The sequence below is a fragment of the Fibrobacter sp. UBA4309 genome (assembly GCF_002395745.1).
GTDB lineage: Bacteria > Fibrobacterota > Fibrobacteria > Fibrobacterales > Fibrobacteraceae > Fibrobacter.
The window spans coordinates 14,258-30,956 of sequence record NZ_DGUN01000048.1; the positions used below are offsets into that span (position 1 = coordinate 14,258).

Here is a 16,699-nt window from a genome sequence, read left to right on the forward strand (position 1 = left end):
ACAAAAAGAAAGAAAACGCGAAAAGCTCGCGTTTTCTGGGTGCATTCTAGAATGATTTAGGTTAGGGAGCGCTCTTCTGGCGCTTGATACCGAATATCCTCGTCTTGTCGTAGGAGTCGCTGGTGCTGAAACGGCTCTGGGTGCTGGCGTCCTTTTCCGTGTTGGCGATGAACTTCGTCTTGACCTCGGCCTTGAAGATGTAGGCTCCGGTTCCGACGGCACGGCCGTTCTGGGCGCGGACACCGACGTTCGTCACGTTGGTCCATTCGACAAAGAGCGTGACCTTGCCGGTCGAAGACAGGTAATCGTCGGGCAACACCTCGTAAGTTCCCGAAAGGCGGTTGACGAACGTGCCCAGGTTGGTGTAGATGGGCAGGTCGTACTTGATTTCGAGCTTGCTCCAGGCAGCGGCTTCGCTCGTAGAGCTTCCGCGCGGGACCGTAAGGTCGAACACCCATACGGCGCCCGAGAGCGGAGTCTGGGTAGTGTCGATGCCCTGCTTGATAACCTTGCCCGTCTTGGAATCGATGGCGTCCAGCTTGTTCGTGTTCGGATTCAAGATGTACATCACCATGGTCGGATCGTTCGGCGTGGCTGTTCCCCTGTCGATATTGACCCTGGAGAGATGGTCGCGGACGTAGACGTTGAACGTAATCTTGGGATCGCCGCTGCCGCCGACAGTTACCCACGGGTTGTTCGTGGCGGGCATGTTGCCGCTCAGGTCGATGAACGCGCTCTGGTCCAGGGGCGCGAGGCGTACGCGGTCGCCGTCCATGATAAAGTCGGCCGCCGTGTCGACGACGTTTAGTGCCGAGGGCTTCAGGGTCCACCTGTAGGCGTTAGCCTTGCTTACGGCGAGGTTGTCGCGTTCGCGCAAGAAGATGATCCTGGAGGAATCCGTTATGGACACGGGTTCGCTCAGGACATAGTTCGACGTGTTGAAGGTGGTGTTTTCTACAGAGGCGGATACGAATACCGGCCCGACCTTGTCTTCGGCAATGATAGAATTGCTTTCGTAAGAAGCTCCCGTTCCCAGGTGCTGCATGACAAGCCCCGCGCCCACGAGGCTGCGGCCATTGACGACGCCGTCGTAGTTGCCGTTCGTGTTGCCGAGCTTGAATGCCGGATTCAGCCTGAGCGTTCCGTTCTTTTTCGTATCGTCAAACCTCAGCGAAGAACCGTCGACCCAGAGGGTTTCCGGTGCGGCGCTACCGAAAATGACGGAAATCTTTTCGGGGGTGTGCTTCTGGTCTACAGGCTGCGAGAACTGGATGCTGACGTTGTCGGCAAGTCCGTCTTCGTTCGGGTCGGTAATGCTGGCGTAGACCATGGGAATCGGGCGGATCTTCAGGAGCACGGGGAGAACTGCCGGTGTGCATTCCCCAATCCCGTTGCCGGCGAGGTCCATGATGTTGCTGGTAGAAAGCAGCTGAACCTTCATGCCTTCGGTAATCAGGGAGCTTCCGTCTGCAGCGAAATCGATTTCGTATTCCCAGATGTTCAGGCTGTCGTTATAGATCTTGGCCGTCTTGACGACTATGGGCTGGTCGGCGGGCAAGAGCCTTGTGGGCCAGTCCAGTCCCGGAGCCTTGATGGGCTCGCTGAACTGCAGGTAGACGCGGTCGGATGTCGCCGAATCGAGACGTTCCAGGACCGAGATGGAAAGCAACGAAGGAGCGATGCCGTCCTGGTAGAAATCCGTAGAAGCCTGCTGGACTCCGGCAACGTTGCTGACAAGCGTGATGCTGCCCGAAGGACTCGTGTTGATGTTCGTGTCCGGGGGCGTGATGCCGACAACCAGTTCCTTGCCGTTCTGCGAAATCACGGTGGTGGATGTCAGCGTGTCGCTGCCGTATACGAACTTGATGGAATTGAACGACTGCTGCTGATCGGCCATGTATTCGTTCGAAAGCGTTATGTTGATGGCGTCGGGTTTCCCGTCGCAATCCTGGTCAATCATCTTGGCGAAGTCGATAATGGGCCAAGGCGGCAAATCCTGGATGACGAGCTTTGCCGGGTTGTTGTTGTAGCGGACCTTGCTCGTGTTCGGGCCGGCGGCAAAGATCTGCGTTTCCATGGCCATGTCGGCGCTTACGTAGAATACGGCTTCGCCGTTCACGATGTCGACGTTGAATCCGTCGCCGCCAGATACGGTGGCGTCGCTTGTGGCGTAGAACTTGGCGAGCCCGTTTTCGGAGCTGATCTGGATGGTGATGCGTTCCGCGGTAATCGGGTTGAACGCGCTGTCCAGAAGCTGCACGTGGACTTCGGCCTTCTTGCCGGTGTATGCCGTAACCGGATCGACAGTAAACTTCAGGTACCGTTCTTCGGGCGGGATCGTGATGGTGTCGATCTCCACGTTGGTGCGCATGATGGCGCAGGCGCAATCGTAGCTTCCGCTCAGGTTGGCGCCGTGGTTGTGCCAACTGACCCATTCCATGTAGTTGTTGCCGTAAGCAAGAACGGAGTCGTACTGGAATATGAAGGCGTCCTTGCGGTTCTGCGGATCGTACAGCGTATGGTTGAAAACGGAATTGCCGTTCATTTCGAAGTCGTCGAGAAGGCCGGAGGGCGTCACCTTGCTGGAACCCTGGTAAGATGTGGGCGCTTCGACTTTTTCGACAGAGTAGTGCGGACTGACGAACGGGCTTATGAAATCGAGCGAGACGGTGCGGCTGACTTGCGGTCCGCTTTCGGGCGTGTAGTCGGGGCCGTAGCCGTAGATATGCTTGCCATGGTAATAGACGGCGACATAGGGGTCACGCGTAAAGGCGACAACCTTTTCTCCCTTTGAATTGATTTCAAGGAAGGTGGTTTCGGATCCTTTGAAGTATGGAGCTTGAGTCAAGTCGATGCCCTCGAAGTATTCGGGGTCGTCTTCTGCGGTATGTGCTCGGAGCGACCAGGAACCTACGAGGTCGCTGTATTTTGCCGTTTTTACAGAGGGGTTGTAGTCATGGATCATGACTTGAATGATCAATTGTCCGGAAACTTCGAGAACGCCCTTTACGTTGATTGGCAGATAATATCCGCCAAAGCCGTCGGACTGTGCGCTGCCGAAGCTCACTTGGATGGGCTTGCCCATTCGTCCGTCGCCCCCAAAGTTCTGGTGGGAGTTCCCTAGGGCCGCCAGGTTCGCGTCCTTTAGGTACATGCGGATTTCAAAATCTTCAAAGGGCATGGTGTCGTTGTTTGCGATAGACAAGATAAATGCACTGCAATCTTCCCATGAGCTGCAACTTGCTTCGCTGCCATAAGAACTGGGCTTCAAGAATATGTCGAGATCGGCGTAGATGGCGTGGGCTTCGGTCGTGAAGCTGTAATAGCTTCCGCCGTTGTCGTCGGTAGTGGCTCCCGAAGAAACGCTGAAGTAATACGTGGTTCCCGGAGCCAAGTCGGTAAGGATCGCTTCGTGGAACAGCACTGCTCCGCCTTCGGCTGTCTGGGTCTGTCCCAGTGCAGAAGATTTCCCGTAGTTCACGATGCCGTTCATGCGGTCGCTGCTCCACCAGTAAATCTTCGCGCTCCTGTGGTCCACCTGGCAAATCGTCACGCCGCTGATGGTCGTGTTCACGTTGGTCATCGTGAACGTGTACCACTGGCCGTGGTTGTCGTCGGTCGACATGTTGCGTTGCGTGTCCATGCCTTCGAGATAGAAGTAGTAGGTCTGGCCCATTACAAGTCCTTCGAGGGTGACGGAGCCGCCCTTGCTGGCCTTGTCCTGCTTTACGGACTTGGCGGTGGACTTGTCGGGAGTCGTATTGTAGAATACCGTGGTCAGGGCCACTTCGTTGGCGTCCCAGCTCACGACGGCAGAAGTCTCCGTGATGGGGGTGCCGATAATGTTGCTGTAGAGCGGACCTTCGGCATCGATGGGGAGGGTTTCGGCGAGGCTCTGTGCCGGGAACAGGAACTGGGCCGAGAAGTCGATACAGGTTTCGGTGGAGGTGTACTTGTTCCAGTCTTCGATAAGGGTCTTGGTCGGTTCGCGGCCACCCATGAGAGCGCCCTTGGGGCAACGGTACTGGTACGGCATTCCGCCGGCGTTGTAGCCGTCGGGGTTGGCGGCGCGGTTGTGCGGGTGCTGCGGGTTCTTGTCGCCTGCGCCCATCAACAGGGAGATATCCCACGGGTTGGCGCCCAGGGCGTAGTACATGTTGTCGAGGGCAATCTTCAGGTAGCGTTCGTCCTTGGTGAGTTCGTACATCAGGAACACGGCCACGGCTGTACCCAGGTTGTAGCGGATGACGCCCCAGTCGAAGCTGACCCAGAGGAGGTTGTAGGGAGAAATGGCGTGCAGGTAGGTGTCGCTGGCGTGCGGATCGCCGGTCGTGCCCGGGTTGTGGACGACGACCGAATCGCCGTCGTTCGTGGCATCGTTGATGACCTTGTTGAAGGTGGCCATCACGCGCATGTCGAGGGAGTCCCTTTCTAGCGGGGTGAGCCCGTAGACGTCGTAGGCGTAAGCTTCGTTTTCGAGGATGAGCTTCTTGAATCCGAACAGGACGTACGAGTGGATGTTCTGGTAGTCGGATGCCCAGCCGCCGGGGGTGAACCCGCTCGTATGGCCCAGGAATCCGCCCTTGAAATATTCAAGATTGAAACGGTAGTTGTTTTCGTTGTTGTTTATGGCGGGGTTCTTGTACAGGTCGTAGCGGTAGGTGGTGTCTCCGGTCGCGTACCACAGGGCGAGGGCCGCCGCGGCACCGTCGTCGTAGAGCGGTCCGCCGCCGGTGTAGAATCCCGGGAAGTTCGTGTTCTTGCCGTTATTGCCGGCCACGGCGTAGTTCATGAAGCTCGGCATCAGGACTTTCGCATAGATGTCCTTGGCCACGGTGAGCAGGGAGTCGGAATAGGCAGGGTCGAATGGCCTGTAACCGACAGAAACGTTCGCGAGTGCGGCGGTGAACATGCCGGCCACGTTGGAGCCGATGCCCGTAAGCACGACGCGGTCGGGGCCACCCTTGGATTCGTCCTGGGCGTCCTGCTTTTCGGGAACATCCCAGAACTGGTGGTCCTTCTCGTCAACGCCGACGGAATGGTACATGTCGCCCTTGTCGAGCAGGCCGTCGGCCTTGGAGGCTTCGTAGAGCTTGAGGATATAGTCGGTGCCGATATGGGCTTCGTAAAGGACATCGGGAATGCCGTCGGTAAATACCGTGTCGTCGTAGGAGTTCCCGTAGCGGTCCTCGGCCTTGTTCTGGTAGGTGAGGTAGACCATCGAGAGCACGTAGGCCGTGTAGCCGAGCGTTTCGGAAACCTTGAAGTGGTCGCCGCAGTCATGCCAGCCGCCGGTGAGGTCGTGGCCAATCTTGGAACCGTCCTTCAGGTGGCAGGCCTTGTGGAAGTGCGACTTGGTGTTGCCGCAGCGCTGGATGCCGAAGAACTGCAGGGAGTTCTCGAGAATGGCGTTGTAGATGGAAGGGTGCACGTGGAATGTGGCCGAGGTGTCGGCCCCGACGACCAGGTAGTATTCGCCCTGGGTGCTGAGGGTCGTGAAATCGGCGCGGTAGAGGTCTTCGGTCTGCCTACTGATGGAATCCTGGTTGCCGAACTCGTAGACGGCACTGGTGGAGTTGAACGCTCCGTTAATCCAGATGTTTGGCTTGACGACGCCCTTCTTGATGAGCGTGAGGTTGCCGCCACCGGAAACTTCCAGGCCCGTGTTGGCATCGATGACCTTGAAGGTGTTGACGTCCGGATCGGCCACGTAGGCGTACTTGTAGTCCTGGGGGCGGAACCCGCTCTGGTTGATACGGATCGGGCGCCTGGCGTAGGCGTTCAGGGAGTCCAGGTAACGGCGGCTGTGGGTCTTGTCGGTACGGTCGATAACCGGAAGCGCCGCAGAAGCGTAGTCCGTAATAAATAGTCCCAGAAGGACCATTGCAAAAATGGATTTCTTCATAATGTCTTTCTAGAGTAATTTTTTCTTTAATATATATAAAAAGGCCCGAAATTCCTAAAGGGCGACAAGGCAGTTTTCCCGATTTGGCGGAGAATAAGCAAAATGCAAGTTTTTTTATCGCAAATAAATACCTTGCAACGAAAAAGTCCGCCTCAACGGCGGGCTTCTGCTTGTAAGCTTTTACGACCGGTTCCTTATTTCTTCTTGGCGCGCTTGAAGCCGAACGTCTTGGTCGTATCGTCGGAAGTCGACGTCGTTTGCCGTGTCTTCTTGCTCGTCTCGGATGCCTTGAAGTTGAACTTGGCTATGAAGGCTCCAGTACTGATTTTCCTGTTCTTCTTGGATACCGGGGCTTCGCCGTCGTGGACGAGCCATTCCAGGGACAGGTGGATAATCCCGTCTTCCGAAATGACGTTGCGGACGGTCTCTGCGTCGATCTCGAATTCCTGGCTGTTGATGTATTGGCCGAGGTTGTCGAACAGGTCGATGCTGAACTTCACGCTGATGTCATAGGCAAAGTCTCCCGTAGAATCCTTGATGCCGGCCGTGGGGAGCGTGATGTTGACGTCGAACGTGGGGCCGGACTTCATATAGTCGGGGCCGACAAAGCCCAATGCAGAGCCGAAGCGACCGTTGTCCAGCTTCAGGATGGATTCCTGGCTGCCCTTCTTCACGTTGATGCGGAAGGCTTCGTCTGCGGCAGGAATGTAGGCTCCGTAGGCATGTTCGTTTCCGGTCGCGACAGTCACGCCCTTCTTCATAGTAACTTCGAACTTGGTCTTGCCGGCTGCACCGGAGACTATCTTCCACGGGTTCTCGTCGAGAGGATAGTTGCCGGCGATATCCTTGAGGCGGCCGAGCTTGCTGAACACGACGAGCTTGACGGAGTCGCCAGCCTGCACGGCTTCGTTGATGTCGGAGTTGTAGGTGTAGATCTGCTGCTTTCCGTTGATCTTCTTGGTTACCGTGCTGTCGAGGTATACCATGGCGACACCACCGCGCTTGCGTTCGATGAAGTTCAGCCCGGAAGTCTCTTCGACAAGCGGTTCCGAGGCCGTGATGGTGAGCTTCGAGAATACGCTGATGGTGTCGATCTTGGCGTCGATAATCACAGGAGGACACTTGTCGAACAGCGTGGCGTCGTTGTCGTCGAAGAATCCGCCGAGCGGTCCCTGGCGGGGGAGAACCATGCCGTTGCCGTTCTTGGAGCCACTCGTCATATTTTCGAAGGTGCCCCTGGCGATAGGAATCCGGATGACGGAAGCGTTGTTCACGACAGTCTCTGTGCCGATGGTGTCGATACCCGGAATGAGGGTGGAGTCGACGGTCGTGGTGCAGTTGCTCTTGTCTTCAACAGTCTTCGTAGAAATGGAACCGACAACCTTTATGGGCTTGCCGTCGGTATCCACGGAATCCGAGGTAATCCAGGTGGTATCGGCCACTTCCTTGGTCGCGCAGGTCGTAGAAGACCTGGTGATGTAAGTGTCCTTAGCCGGATTCAGCTGCGTCTTGATCTTGTTTACGGTGTCGCTCGGGACGGTGTCCATATCCCAGCCAGTGGCAGGAATGGCGAACGCCCTGTATACTTCGGGGTCGCCCCAGTAGACGTCGATGGTGTCGAAGATGTCTTTCTGGCGGAGGACCTTCGTGAGCTCGATGTAGATAAAGTCGGGCTGGCCGTCGCCCTCGGTGTCGCCGATATAGGCGTACTTTACGGGAACCGGCTTTACCGATTCGATAATGGTGACAGGGCCGTTGCAAGTCGACAGTTCGTTCGAAGAGAAGTCCTTGACGATGAACCCGCTGGCGATTTCTGCCTTGTAGTTCATCTTGACAATGTCCCCGTTCGTATTGCCTTCGATTACGTACTGCCAGTTCTTGCCGTTGTCGGTAGACTTGGCGCTGATGACGGTGATGGTCGACTGGTCGACTTCGGCGCCGCTGTTGACGACGCGCAACGGCCAGGCCGTCTTGGAGGCGAGATCGACCGGTTCGGAGAACGAAATCTTGAGGGTGTCCTGCGGGCTCGCATGGCCTTCGTTTTCCAGGATGGCGACGGAGGTCAGCTTGGGAGCGATGCCGTCGGTGATGGCCTTCTCCGCTGTCTTGGTGACGCCCCTTTCGGTCATGTAGATCGTAATCTTGCCGCTAGGAGCCGATGTGCTCGGGACGACGCTTTCGTCCAGCGTTAGCGTCGCCTTGGCTCCCGTTATGGTAGAACTGGGCTTCACGATGAAGCTGGTGGCAGGGATGTTGCCCACAGAATCCATGGAAACGAGGACGCTGTCCAGCTTGACCTGGCTGCCGTCGAATTCGTTGCCCGTGAACGTGATTTCCAGTGCGTCGGCGGTGGAATTGCAGTTGAGGTCCTGCATGGTGGCCACCTGCGGCATAGGCGTTGTCGGGTTGGAATAGAAGTACTGCGCCGTGGAGTCTTCCGGGTCTTCGGCGTCGATATAGACTGCCCAGATGGTATCGCCACCGAGCAGGGGTACGTTGGGGAGGCTGGCGTCGGCGCTTGTCGAGGTCGACAGCCAGGAACTTTCGAAGTATCCCAGGGTCTCGTCTGTCCTGAGGAGCGTGACGGCCGTAGAGTCCTTGGTGCGAGAGTTGTGCAACATCACCGTAACGGACTGGTTGCCCTTGTTGTCCTTGTCGCTAACGACAATCTTGAACCGCATGGGATTCTCGGTAACGGGGCTCGTGACGGAGTTGTTGTCCGACTTGACAAGCTGCAGCTGGCCGACGGTACGGTCACCCTTGCTGAACTGCACGTAGTAGGTACGGTTCACGAAGGCGCAGCCGCCGTTCTCCTGACATTCGGAGCACTTGGGATCCGGGCCGGCGAAGATCGTCAAGTCGACCTTGTTCGTTCCGATGGACATCTTCACGGGGATATCCAGCATGTACAGGCCGGAAGTCGGGTCGTATTTGGCTGCGCTTTCGAGCTGATCTGCGCTGAGTGCCACGCCGTTCACCCAGATGGCGTTGACATGGCCGCTTTCGGTGATGTAGGCGTTACCAGTGACGTGCATGGTGCTGATGGTGGAATCCAGCTGGATATAGGATCCGTTGGCGAGATCGAAAGGCTTGTCCAGGGTGACGGTAATTTCGTAGTGGGCTCGCTTCGTCGTCATTTCCTGATAAGAGGGGCTGAATCCCGAGATGAACTCGTCCTTGCGGTATACCACGATGTAGGGGTTGATCGGGGCGAGGTCCCCGTCGCCAAAGTCCTTTTCCAGAATGGGCATGCCTTCGTAGTCGGCGCCGTCCACGTTGCGATCGTGCGGAGCCCAGCTCCAGTCTCCGGACTGGTCGGTCATGCGCTTGTTGGCCGTGGTGCGGAGCGTCTCGCAACCGCCGTTCTGGTAAAGGCCTTTAGAGAAGGCGAGGTCGATACGCATACGGGAAGAAGACTTGATTTCGGTTCCGCCGAGAGGAATGGGGAAGTACCAGCCGTATGTGCCTGTCGCGGCATCGTAGGTGTCGTCGAGGCGGACAGGGACGGAATGGCGCAGGTTGTAGCGGATCATGTCGTCGGCCAGGTTGCCGTCGGTATCCCTACAGGGCTTGTTGAAGCCAGCCTCGTCGTACGCCTGGCAGATGTCCTCGTCGATAAGCAGGGGGCAGGAACCGGGCATGTTGTTTTCGCCGGGTGTCGGCATGACGTCTTCGGGCTTGGCCGTAACGTACAGGCGGAGTGTCAGGCTGTCGAATGCGCGGTCTTCGTTGTTGATGATGTTCAGGTTCATGAAGTCGAGACCGGTAAATTCGTACTGGTAGGCACGGACGTCGAAGTCGTACGATGTCACGGGAGTCGTGAACTTGAGCGGGACTCCGTCGTTGTCAACGCAGCGAGATGTGCCGTTGCTTTCGACGCAGTAGTAATAAGTCGTCTGTTCCTTGAGCTTGCCTATCTTGACATAATGGAACTTTGTCGGGATTCCCGATACGTCGGCGTTCCCGACGATATCGCAATTGCCGTTAGGCGTGGTCGGGCATTTCATCTGGTCTTTGCTGGTCAGTACGGTATCCCAGTAGACCTTGGATTCGTACTGTCCGTTCGGCGTGTACCACATGATTTCGGCGGAATCGCTAGTAAGGTTACATACCTTCACGTTCTGGATGTCGGCATCTCCCGGAGGACTCAGCAACGTGGTGAAGGAGAACGGTGTAGAGGTGCTGTCTACCAACCACTTGGTCGCGTAGGCTTCGCTGCGGGCATTGATGGCGACGACCTTGAAGAAGTAGGTTGTGCCGTTATTCAGCGATGTCATGTGGATTTCGTGCTCGACGGCCGGGACGGAATCCTTGACGACAATGTTGAACGGACCCGTTTCGTTGGTGCTGTAGAGGATCATCGCGGGGCCACGGATGTCCTGCGAGATTTTCACGATGGCAGAGTCGTATCCGACATAGCGGATTTCGACATTGATGTTCGAAGGGGCCCTGTTCCTGTCTTCGTCCTTGATGGCGACGGCGCAGGCGGCGAGGAACATGGCCGTACCGTCAATACAGGTTTCCGAGTGGAAATAGTTTTCCCAGCTTCTCGGTCCGTCGGGGTCGAACGCGAGGCCGACCGGGCTGACGTTTTCTCCGCCGGGAGTCCAGTCCAGTTCGGTTTCCGGGTTCACCGCGCCGAAGATAGCGCCTACAGGGGGCTTGTACTTGTAGCCGGCACCGGGCATGTTCTTGCCTTCGGGGTTCGATGCTCTGTGGTGGGGATGGTGGTGGTTCTTGTCACCGACACCCATCAGGAACGAAAGATCCCACGGGTTGACGCCCAGGATGTAGTTCAGCTGGTTGATGCCGAGCTGTTTCATTTCGGCGGAATGCCAGTTCTGTGCGCCCTTCTGGGGCAGCGTGATGCCTTCCAGGTCCTTGGTCACGTCGGCATAGGCAAAGATATCGAAGGTGTTGCCCGCCTGGTAACGGTTGTAAATCCAGGTGGATTGCGTCTGCATCTGGTACCAGAGCGTGCTGGCGGTAACGTTCTTTGTCCCGTCGGTCCAGTGCGGTACGCTGACGGAGTGAGAGCCTTCGCTCGAACGGGAAGATACGTTGGAGGCCATCGTGTAGGCGACGTTTTCGGCGTACCAGAGTCTTTCGTTCTTAGGTATGCCATAGGCCGTAGCGGTGCTGTCGTCTTTCAGGAGCAACTTGTAGAAAGCGTAAAGGGCGTAGGTCTGGACACTGGCCCAGTCGGTGTTGTTTTCTTTGCGGTTGTCTCGGCTGCTGGCGAACCATCCGCCGCGGAAGACACCTTCGCTGACCTTGCCGGCTCCCAGCACGGGGTCTTCGACAGCGTCTTCCAGGTATTTCATGCCGGAATCGGGGTATGTGCCGTAGTGGAGCGCGATGGCGGCAACGCTGATGTCGTCAAGGTAGGAGTTTCCTCCGTTATAGGCGGGGGTTCCCCAGGCTCCTGCAATCTTGTTGTTGGTGTAAGTCTTGCCCGTTGCGATATTCTTCGCGAATTCGTACAGGGCCTTGGCGACCATTTTACAGGAATCGGCAAACGGCTTGTCATTGTATTCGGCATACATCTTGCCGAGGATGGCGAGGCCGGCCGCGATTTCGCTGGAGACGTTGGCTCCGAGTTCTCCGAGACGGACGTCACGTTCGTGGGGGCCGCCGCGTCCGGTCAGGTCGGGGGGGAGAGCGTCCTGGTTTTCCGGTCTGCCCCACCAGCCGTGGTCGGCGCCGAAGTTACCGATGGAAACCGCCATGTTGTCGATGACACCGCCGGCGGCCCTGTAAGATCTCAGGAAGTAGTCGGCACCGTGCTTTGCTTCGCGCAAGATGTCCGGAATACCGTCGGTATTGACCGTGACGCCGTGGTTGTACCCGTAATTGTCTTCGTCGCGGTCCGGGTTGCTGGCAGCCATCACCGCCAGCACCATGAAGGCGTACGCTTGCGTGTAGGATTCCTTCAGGTGGTCGCCGCAGTCGTACCAGCCGCCCTGCAAATCGCCTTCCTTGAGGGAAATTCCCGCAGTCGGGGCGCCTTCGGTGATATTGTTGACGACCTTGCCACCGCCGTCCTTGGTATGGCTAGGGGGGTGGAACCATGATTCAGAGTTGCCGCTACGGTTGATTCCGTAGAACTTGATGACGGCGTCGCGGACCATGGAGTAGACGCGGTCACTGATAATGAATGTGGCGGAATAGGACTTTCCGACCTTGATGCGCAGGCGCTGCTCTGTCGGGAGGCTGCCCATCTGGATGAGGCTACCGATACAGACGGTTCCTTCCGGTCCGTTCTTACCGACCGTATAGCGGTTCTTGTTGTTGGTAGCGGCATCGGTTCCTGCCGTAATCGTCAGGGAAGAATGCGTTTTCTGTCCGGTAGAAGAAAATGTACCGCCGTCGGCAACCACGTTCCCGTTCAGGTCGACTACGGAGAACTTTTCTGCGCAGTTCCCGCTGGAGATGTAATAGAACTGTTTTTCCGGGTCGTCGGTGAGATAGCCTGCCTGGTTGACTCTGATGCGGCTGATGCGCATGTCGAGAGCATCATGGAAGGCCTGGTTCAGCGTATCGGGAATGAATGCGTTGGGAGCAAACGACTGGGGGACCGTTCCGACCTTGGGAACGGGGTTCCTCTTTTTGGGGTTCGGAAGGAAACTGCTGAAACTTTCTACTGTACCACCATCGTCAGTGGGGATGGTGTCCCATGTCATAGGGTATACTGGCCTAATGAGGTCGTACGGCGTAGGTTGTTCCTGCTCAACAGCAAATGCCATTACGGCAAGTGCTAAAAAGGGCACGACAAAGAAAGGCATAGAGACTCCTTATACAGTGATGTCTATACATTATAAAAATAGACATATTTTTTGACAATTATCTAACTGTAATAAAAGAATTAGAACAAAAAACGATTATTTTTTTTATATTCAAGAATATGAAAACGTACAGAAAATTTGTTATGGCCGTTTTTGGGGGCTTTTTATGTGGAAATGTCTCCTTGACGGGCTGTGGATCTGATTCTGCGTCGGAACCGGACGATGTTTCGCCGATACCGGGGGAAACCTCCAGCATGAGCGCGGACCTGTCGTCGGGTGATTCGGCGAACAGCAGTCCTGTAGAATCGGGTACGAGTCAGGGGAGCGGAGTCCAGAGTTCTGCCCAAGGTTCCCAGAATCCGAACAGTTCTTCTGTTCAGATGCCCAATTCGGTGAGCAGCAGCGCACATTCCCAGCAGACTGTTCCGTCTTCGTCTTCGAAGAAAACCGAAACGGTGAGCTCCGACGAAATCCTGAACAATCCTAACAACGTTGTCAATGGTTCCTGCCAGCCGAAGAATTCCGTAATTGCACGTGATAGCATGGCTACTTGGGAATTTTTGCGCTCGCAGGGAGATGTCTTTGACCAGATTCTCGCTCCGTACATTTGGACGTTCAGTGACGGGAAAACCCTCCAGGGAAACGGCCTGAATACGGTCAATGTGACCTATAAGACTTCGGGAACGGTAACCGCCAAGCTGTCTGTTGACGGTAACGAGGTGGAATGCTCTCCCTTGCAGGTGCAGGGCGACCCGATCGTTATCTCTTCGTGCAAGGCTAGCACCACAAGCGCGAAAGCCGGCGATGTCGTTACCTGGACCGTCGAGGCCACCTCCGAATCCCCCATTACCGGCTACGCCTGGACTTCGACCACCGAAGGCGCCGAAGTCAATGGCACCGGAGCTACCGCCTCGGCAACGGCGACAAGCGCCATGCACAAGAAGAACCTCGAAGTCTCCGTGGCCGTCACGAACGAAGACAAGACTACCGAGACCTTCGCATGCGAAAGGGTGAGCGTCACGGACCCCAACCAGGTGGACGTCGTGATTGCCCATACCAACGTGGACTCTACAAAGGTATTCCCGGGGAGCCAGACCATTGTCGCACAGTACCCGTCTAACGCTGTCAACTGCCAGATGGTCTGCAATACTGACGGCAACGGCGTGAAGCTGATTATCGACGAAGAAGAATTCACAATCGACTATTCCCTGAACATCTCTCCCAAGAATTGTACCGCCGGTTCCGCAGCCGGCACCAAGATTACGGTGCAGGCCTCGATGAACGTATACTGCTACGTAACGTACTAGCTCCGGGATTGACAAGATCCTGTAACGATAAAGTCTTGAAACAAAAAAAGAACGTCCGGCTGAAACCGGACGTTCTTTTTTCTAATGGTCTAAAAGACTGGATTAGTCCCCAGTGAAGATAATCACGAGAACGGATGCGATGAACGCGGCAGACACGATGAGGAATTCCCACGGATTTTCCATGATGGTGGTCTTGGCGTTCACACCCTGATTTTCACCTTCGGAAGCCTGTTCTTCAGCTTCGGCCTTGGCGGCAGCTTCAGCAGCCTTCTTGTCGGCTTCGGCCTTGGCGAGAGCGGCGGAATCAACCGGAGCTTCTTCCTTCTTGGTTTCGAGCACTTCTGCGCTGTCCTTGGCAGGTTCGGCGGCTACAGCGGCTTCGGCCGGAGCGGCAGCAGAGTCAGCCGGGGCAGCAGCGGCTTCGGCAGCCGGAGCGGCAGCAGAGTCGGCCGGGGCGGCGGCAGCAGCGGGAGCTTCAGCAGGAGCGGCAGCGGCTTCAGCCTTCGGGGCTTCGGCAGGAGCGGCAGCGGCTTCGGCCTTCGGGGCTTCGGCAGGGGCTGCAGCAGGTGCAGCGGCAGGAGCTTCGGCCTTGGCGGCTTCGGCCGGGGCGGCAGCAGGAGCTTCGGCCTTCGGGGCTTCGGCAGCAGGTGCAGCAGCTTCAGCCTTCGGGGCTTCAGCAGCGGCAGCAGCGGGAGCGGCCTTGGCGGCCGGAGCTGCCTTGGCAGCCTTGGCGGCCGGTGCAGCGAAGGCAACGGCAGCGGCAACTGCGGTAGCAAGCAAAATCTTCTTCATCATAGTTTGATCCTTTTTGAAGTGATTAGTTTTAAATTCAATGCTCAAAAAATAATACTTCTTGTCCCCTTTTGGCTTGGAAAAGTTAAAAAAAGTTAAAAAAACTCTGCTATTTGACGCTTTATCGGCTTTTTTTGCAAAAAAACGGGGAACCCGTCCTCGTACCGCTCCATGCGGTCGGGGAATTTCGGACGGAAAATAGAAGACGTTGGGCAATAGAAATTGTAATTTTGTAGGCGAAAAACATTAACCTCAAACCAGACTACTAACTATGGCATTCAAATACGAAGCGACCGTGCAGCACGGCGAAGACAAGACTGAATACGTGAACCTCGGCAAAGAAGGCATTTCCGTCGCCGAATTCGAAGGCAAGAAGATTTTGAAGGTCGCCCCCGAGGCGCTCACCAGACTCTCCCAGGCGGCATTCGAGGAAGTGAGCTTCAGGCTCCGCCCGGCCCACACCCAGAAGGTGGCGAAGATCCTCCAGGACCCGGAAGCTTCCGACAACGACAAGTTCGTCGCCCTCACGCTTTTGAAGAACGCCTGCGTGGCCGCCAAGGGAATCCTCCCGTTCTGCCAGGACACCGGTACCGCCATCTGTATTTGCCACAAGGGCCAGCAGGTCTGGACCGGCGCTGACGACGCGAAGGCTATTTCGGAAGGTATCTACAATGCCTACACCGGCAAGAACCTGCGCTACAGCCAGATTGCCCCCCTCACCATGTACGAAGAGAAGAACACGGCTTGCAACCTCCCGGCCCAGATCGACATCCATGCCGAAGAGGGCGCCGACCTCAAGTTCCTGTTCGTCGCGAAGGGCGGTGGCTCTGCCAACAAGACCTACTACTGGCCCATGACCAAGGCGCTCCTCAACCCGAAGTCCCTTGAAAAGTTCATCAGCGACAAGGTGAAGACGCTCGGCACTGCGGCCTGCCCGCCGTACCACCTGGCCATCGTGATTGGCGGTACTTCTGCCGAAATGAACACCCACACCGTGAAGCTTGCGAGCTGCGGCTACCTGGACGACCTTCCGACCACCGGTAGCGAAGGCGGACGCATGTTCCGCGACGTGGAGATGGAAGAAAAGGTTCTGCACATCTGCCAGAAGACGGGCATCGGCGCCCAGTTCGGCGGCAAGTACTTTGTGCACGACGTGCGCGTAATCCGCTGCCCGCGCCACGCGGCTAGTTGCCCGGTCTCCATCGGCGTCAGCTGCTCTGCCGACCGCAACATCAAGGCGAAGATTGACGAGAACGGCCTCTGGCTCGAGAAGATGGAACACCATCCGGAACAGTACCTGCCGAAGGGTGACGCCGTGAACATGGCCCCGGCCGTGGAAATCGACCTCGACCGCCCGATGAAGGACGTGCTCGCCGAACTCACCAAGTACCCGGTCAAGACCCGCCTGAACCTCAAGGGTACGATGATCGTGGCCCGCGACATGGCTCACGCCAAGATTGCCGAAATCTTCGACAAGCAGGAAAAGGGCGAGGCCCTCACCGATATCGAGAAGACCGTGCTCGAAGTCGTCAGCAACCACCCGATTTACTACGCCGGTCCGGCCAAGACTCCGGAAGGCATGCCCACCGGAAGCTTCGGCCCGACGACCGCCGGCCGCATGGACCCGTACGTGATGCGCTTCCAGAGCAAGGGCGCCTCGATGATCATGGTCGCGAAGGGCAACCGCAGCCAGGACGTGACGGATGCCTGCCACAAGTACGGCGGCTTCTACCTCGGCTCCATCGGCGGCCCGGCTGCCATCCTCGCCGAACAGAACATCCTGAGCAACGACATCGTCGCCTTCCCGGAACTCGGCATGGAAGCCATCCGCAAGATCACCATCAAGGACTTCCCGGCGTTCATCCTCGTCGACGACAAGGGCAACGATTTCTTCAAGGACCTGCTGTAAT

At 56.8% G+C, this 16,699-nt stretch carries 5 protein-coding genes; 2 read left to right on the top strand and 3 right to left on the bottom strand.

Going from position 1 to position 16,699, the window contains the following annotated elements:
* Window positions 1–61 precede the first annotated feature (61 nt).
* Both B3M32_RS05955 and B3M32_RS05960 read right to left on the bottom strand, forming a co-directional pair.
* On the bottom strand, window positions 62–5,905 hold the full coding sequence (locus tag B3M32_RS05955; RefSeq protein ID WP_290744192.1) for a glycoside hydrolase family 9 protein: 5,844 nt from the start codon (window positions 5,903–5,905) through the stop codon (window positions 62–64).
* Window positions 5,906–6,099: 194 nt separating this feature from the next.
* A complete protein-coding gene (locus tag B3M32_RS05960; RefSeq protein ID WP_290744194.1) occupies window positions 6,100–12,690 on the bottom strand; it encodes a glycoside hydrolase family 9 protein in 6,591 nt (2,196 codons plus the stop codon).
* Between the two features lie 119 nt (window positions 12,691–12,809).
* Between B3M32_RS05960 and B3M32_RS05965 the strand changes: the two genes are divergently transcribed.
* Window positions 12,810–13,997, top strand: a complete 1,188-nt coding sequence (locus B3M32_RS05965; protein ID WP_290744195.1) for a hypothetical protein — start codon at window positions 12,810–12,812, stop codon at window positions 13,995–13,997.
* Window positions 13,998–14,099: 102 nt separating this feature from the next.
* Here B3M32_RS05965 and B3M32_RS05970 read toward each other — a convergent pair whose 3' ends face one another.
* Window positions 14,100–14,792 (bottom strand): hypothetical protein, encoded by a 693-nt coding sequence (locus B3M32_RS05970; RefSeq protein WP_290744196.1) that lies wholly within the window; start codon window positions 14,790–14,792, stop codon window positions 14,100–14,102.
* Window positions 14,793–15,060: 268 nt separating this feature from the next.
* On the opposite strand from B3M32_RS05970, the gene B3M32_RS05975 reads away from it, so the two are divergent.
* Window positions 15,061–16,698: a fumarate hydratase gene (locus B3M32_RS05975; protein WP_290744197.1), complete on the top strand. Its 1,638-nt coding sequence runs from the start codon at window positions 15,061–15,063 to the stop codon at window positions 16,696–16,698.
* Window position 16,699 lies beyond the last annotated feature (1 nt).

What these genes read in the sequence shown, in the direction of transcription:
- B3M32_RS05955 (WP_290744192.1), bottom strand. Translation starts at nt 5,905, where the DNA reads ATGAAGAAATCCATTTTTGCAATGGTCCTTCTGGGACTATTTATTACG.
- B3M32_RS05960 (WP_290744194.1), bottom strand. Translation starts at nt 12,690, where the DNA reads ATGCCTTTCTTTGTCGTGCCCTTTTTAGCACTTGCCGTAATGGCATTT.
- B3M32_RS05965 (WP_290744195.1), top strand. Translation starts at nt 12,810, where the DNA reads ATGAAAACGTACAGAAAATTTGTTATGGCCGTTTTTGGGGGCTTTTTA.
- B3M32_RS05970 (WP_290744196.1), bottom strand. Translation starts at nt 14,792, where the DNA reads ATGATGAAGAAGATTTTGCTTGCTACCGCAGTTGCCGCTGCCGTTGCC.
- B3M32_RS05975 (WP_290744197.1), top strand. Translation starts at nt 15,061, where the DNA reads ATGGCATTCAAATACGAAGCGACCGTGCAGCACGGCGAAGACAAGACT.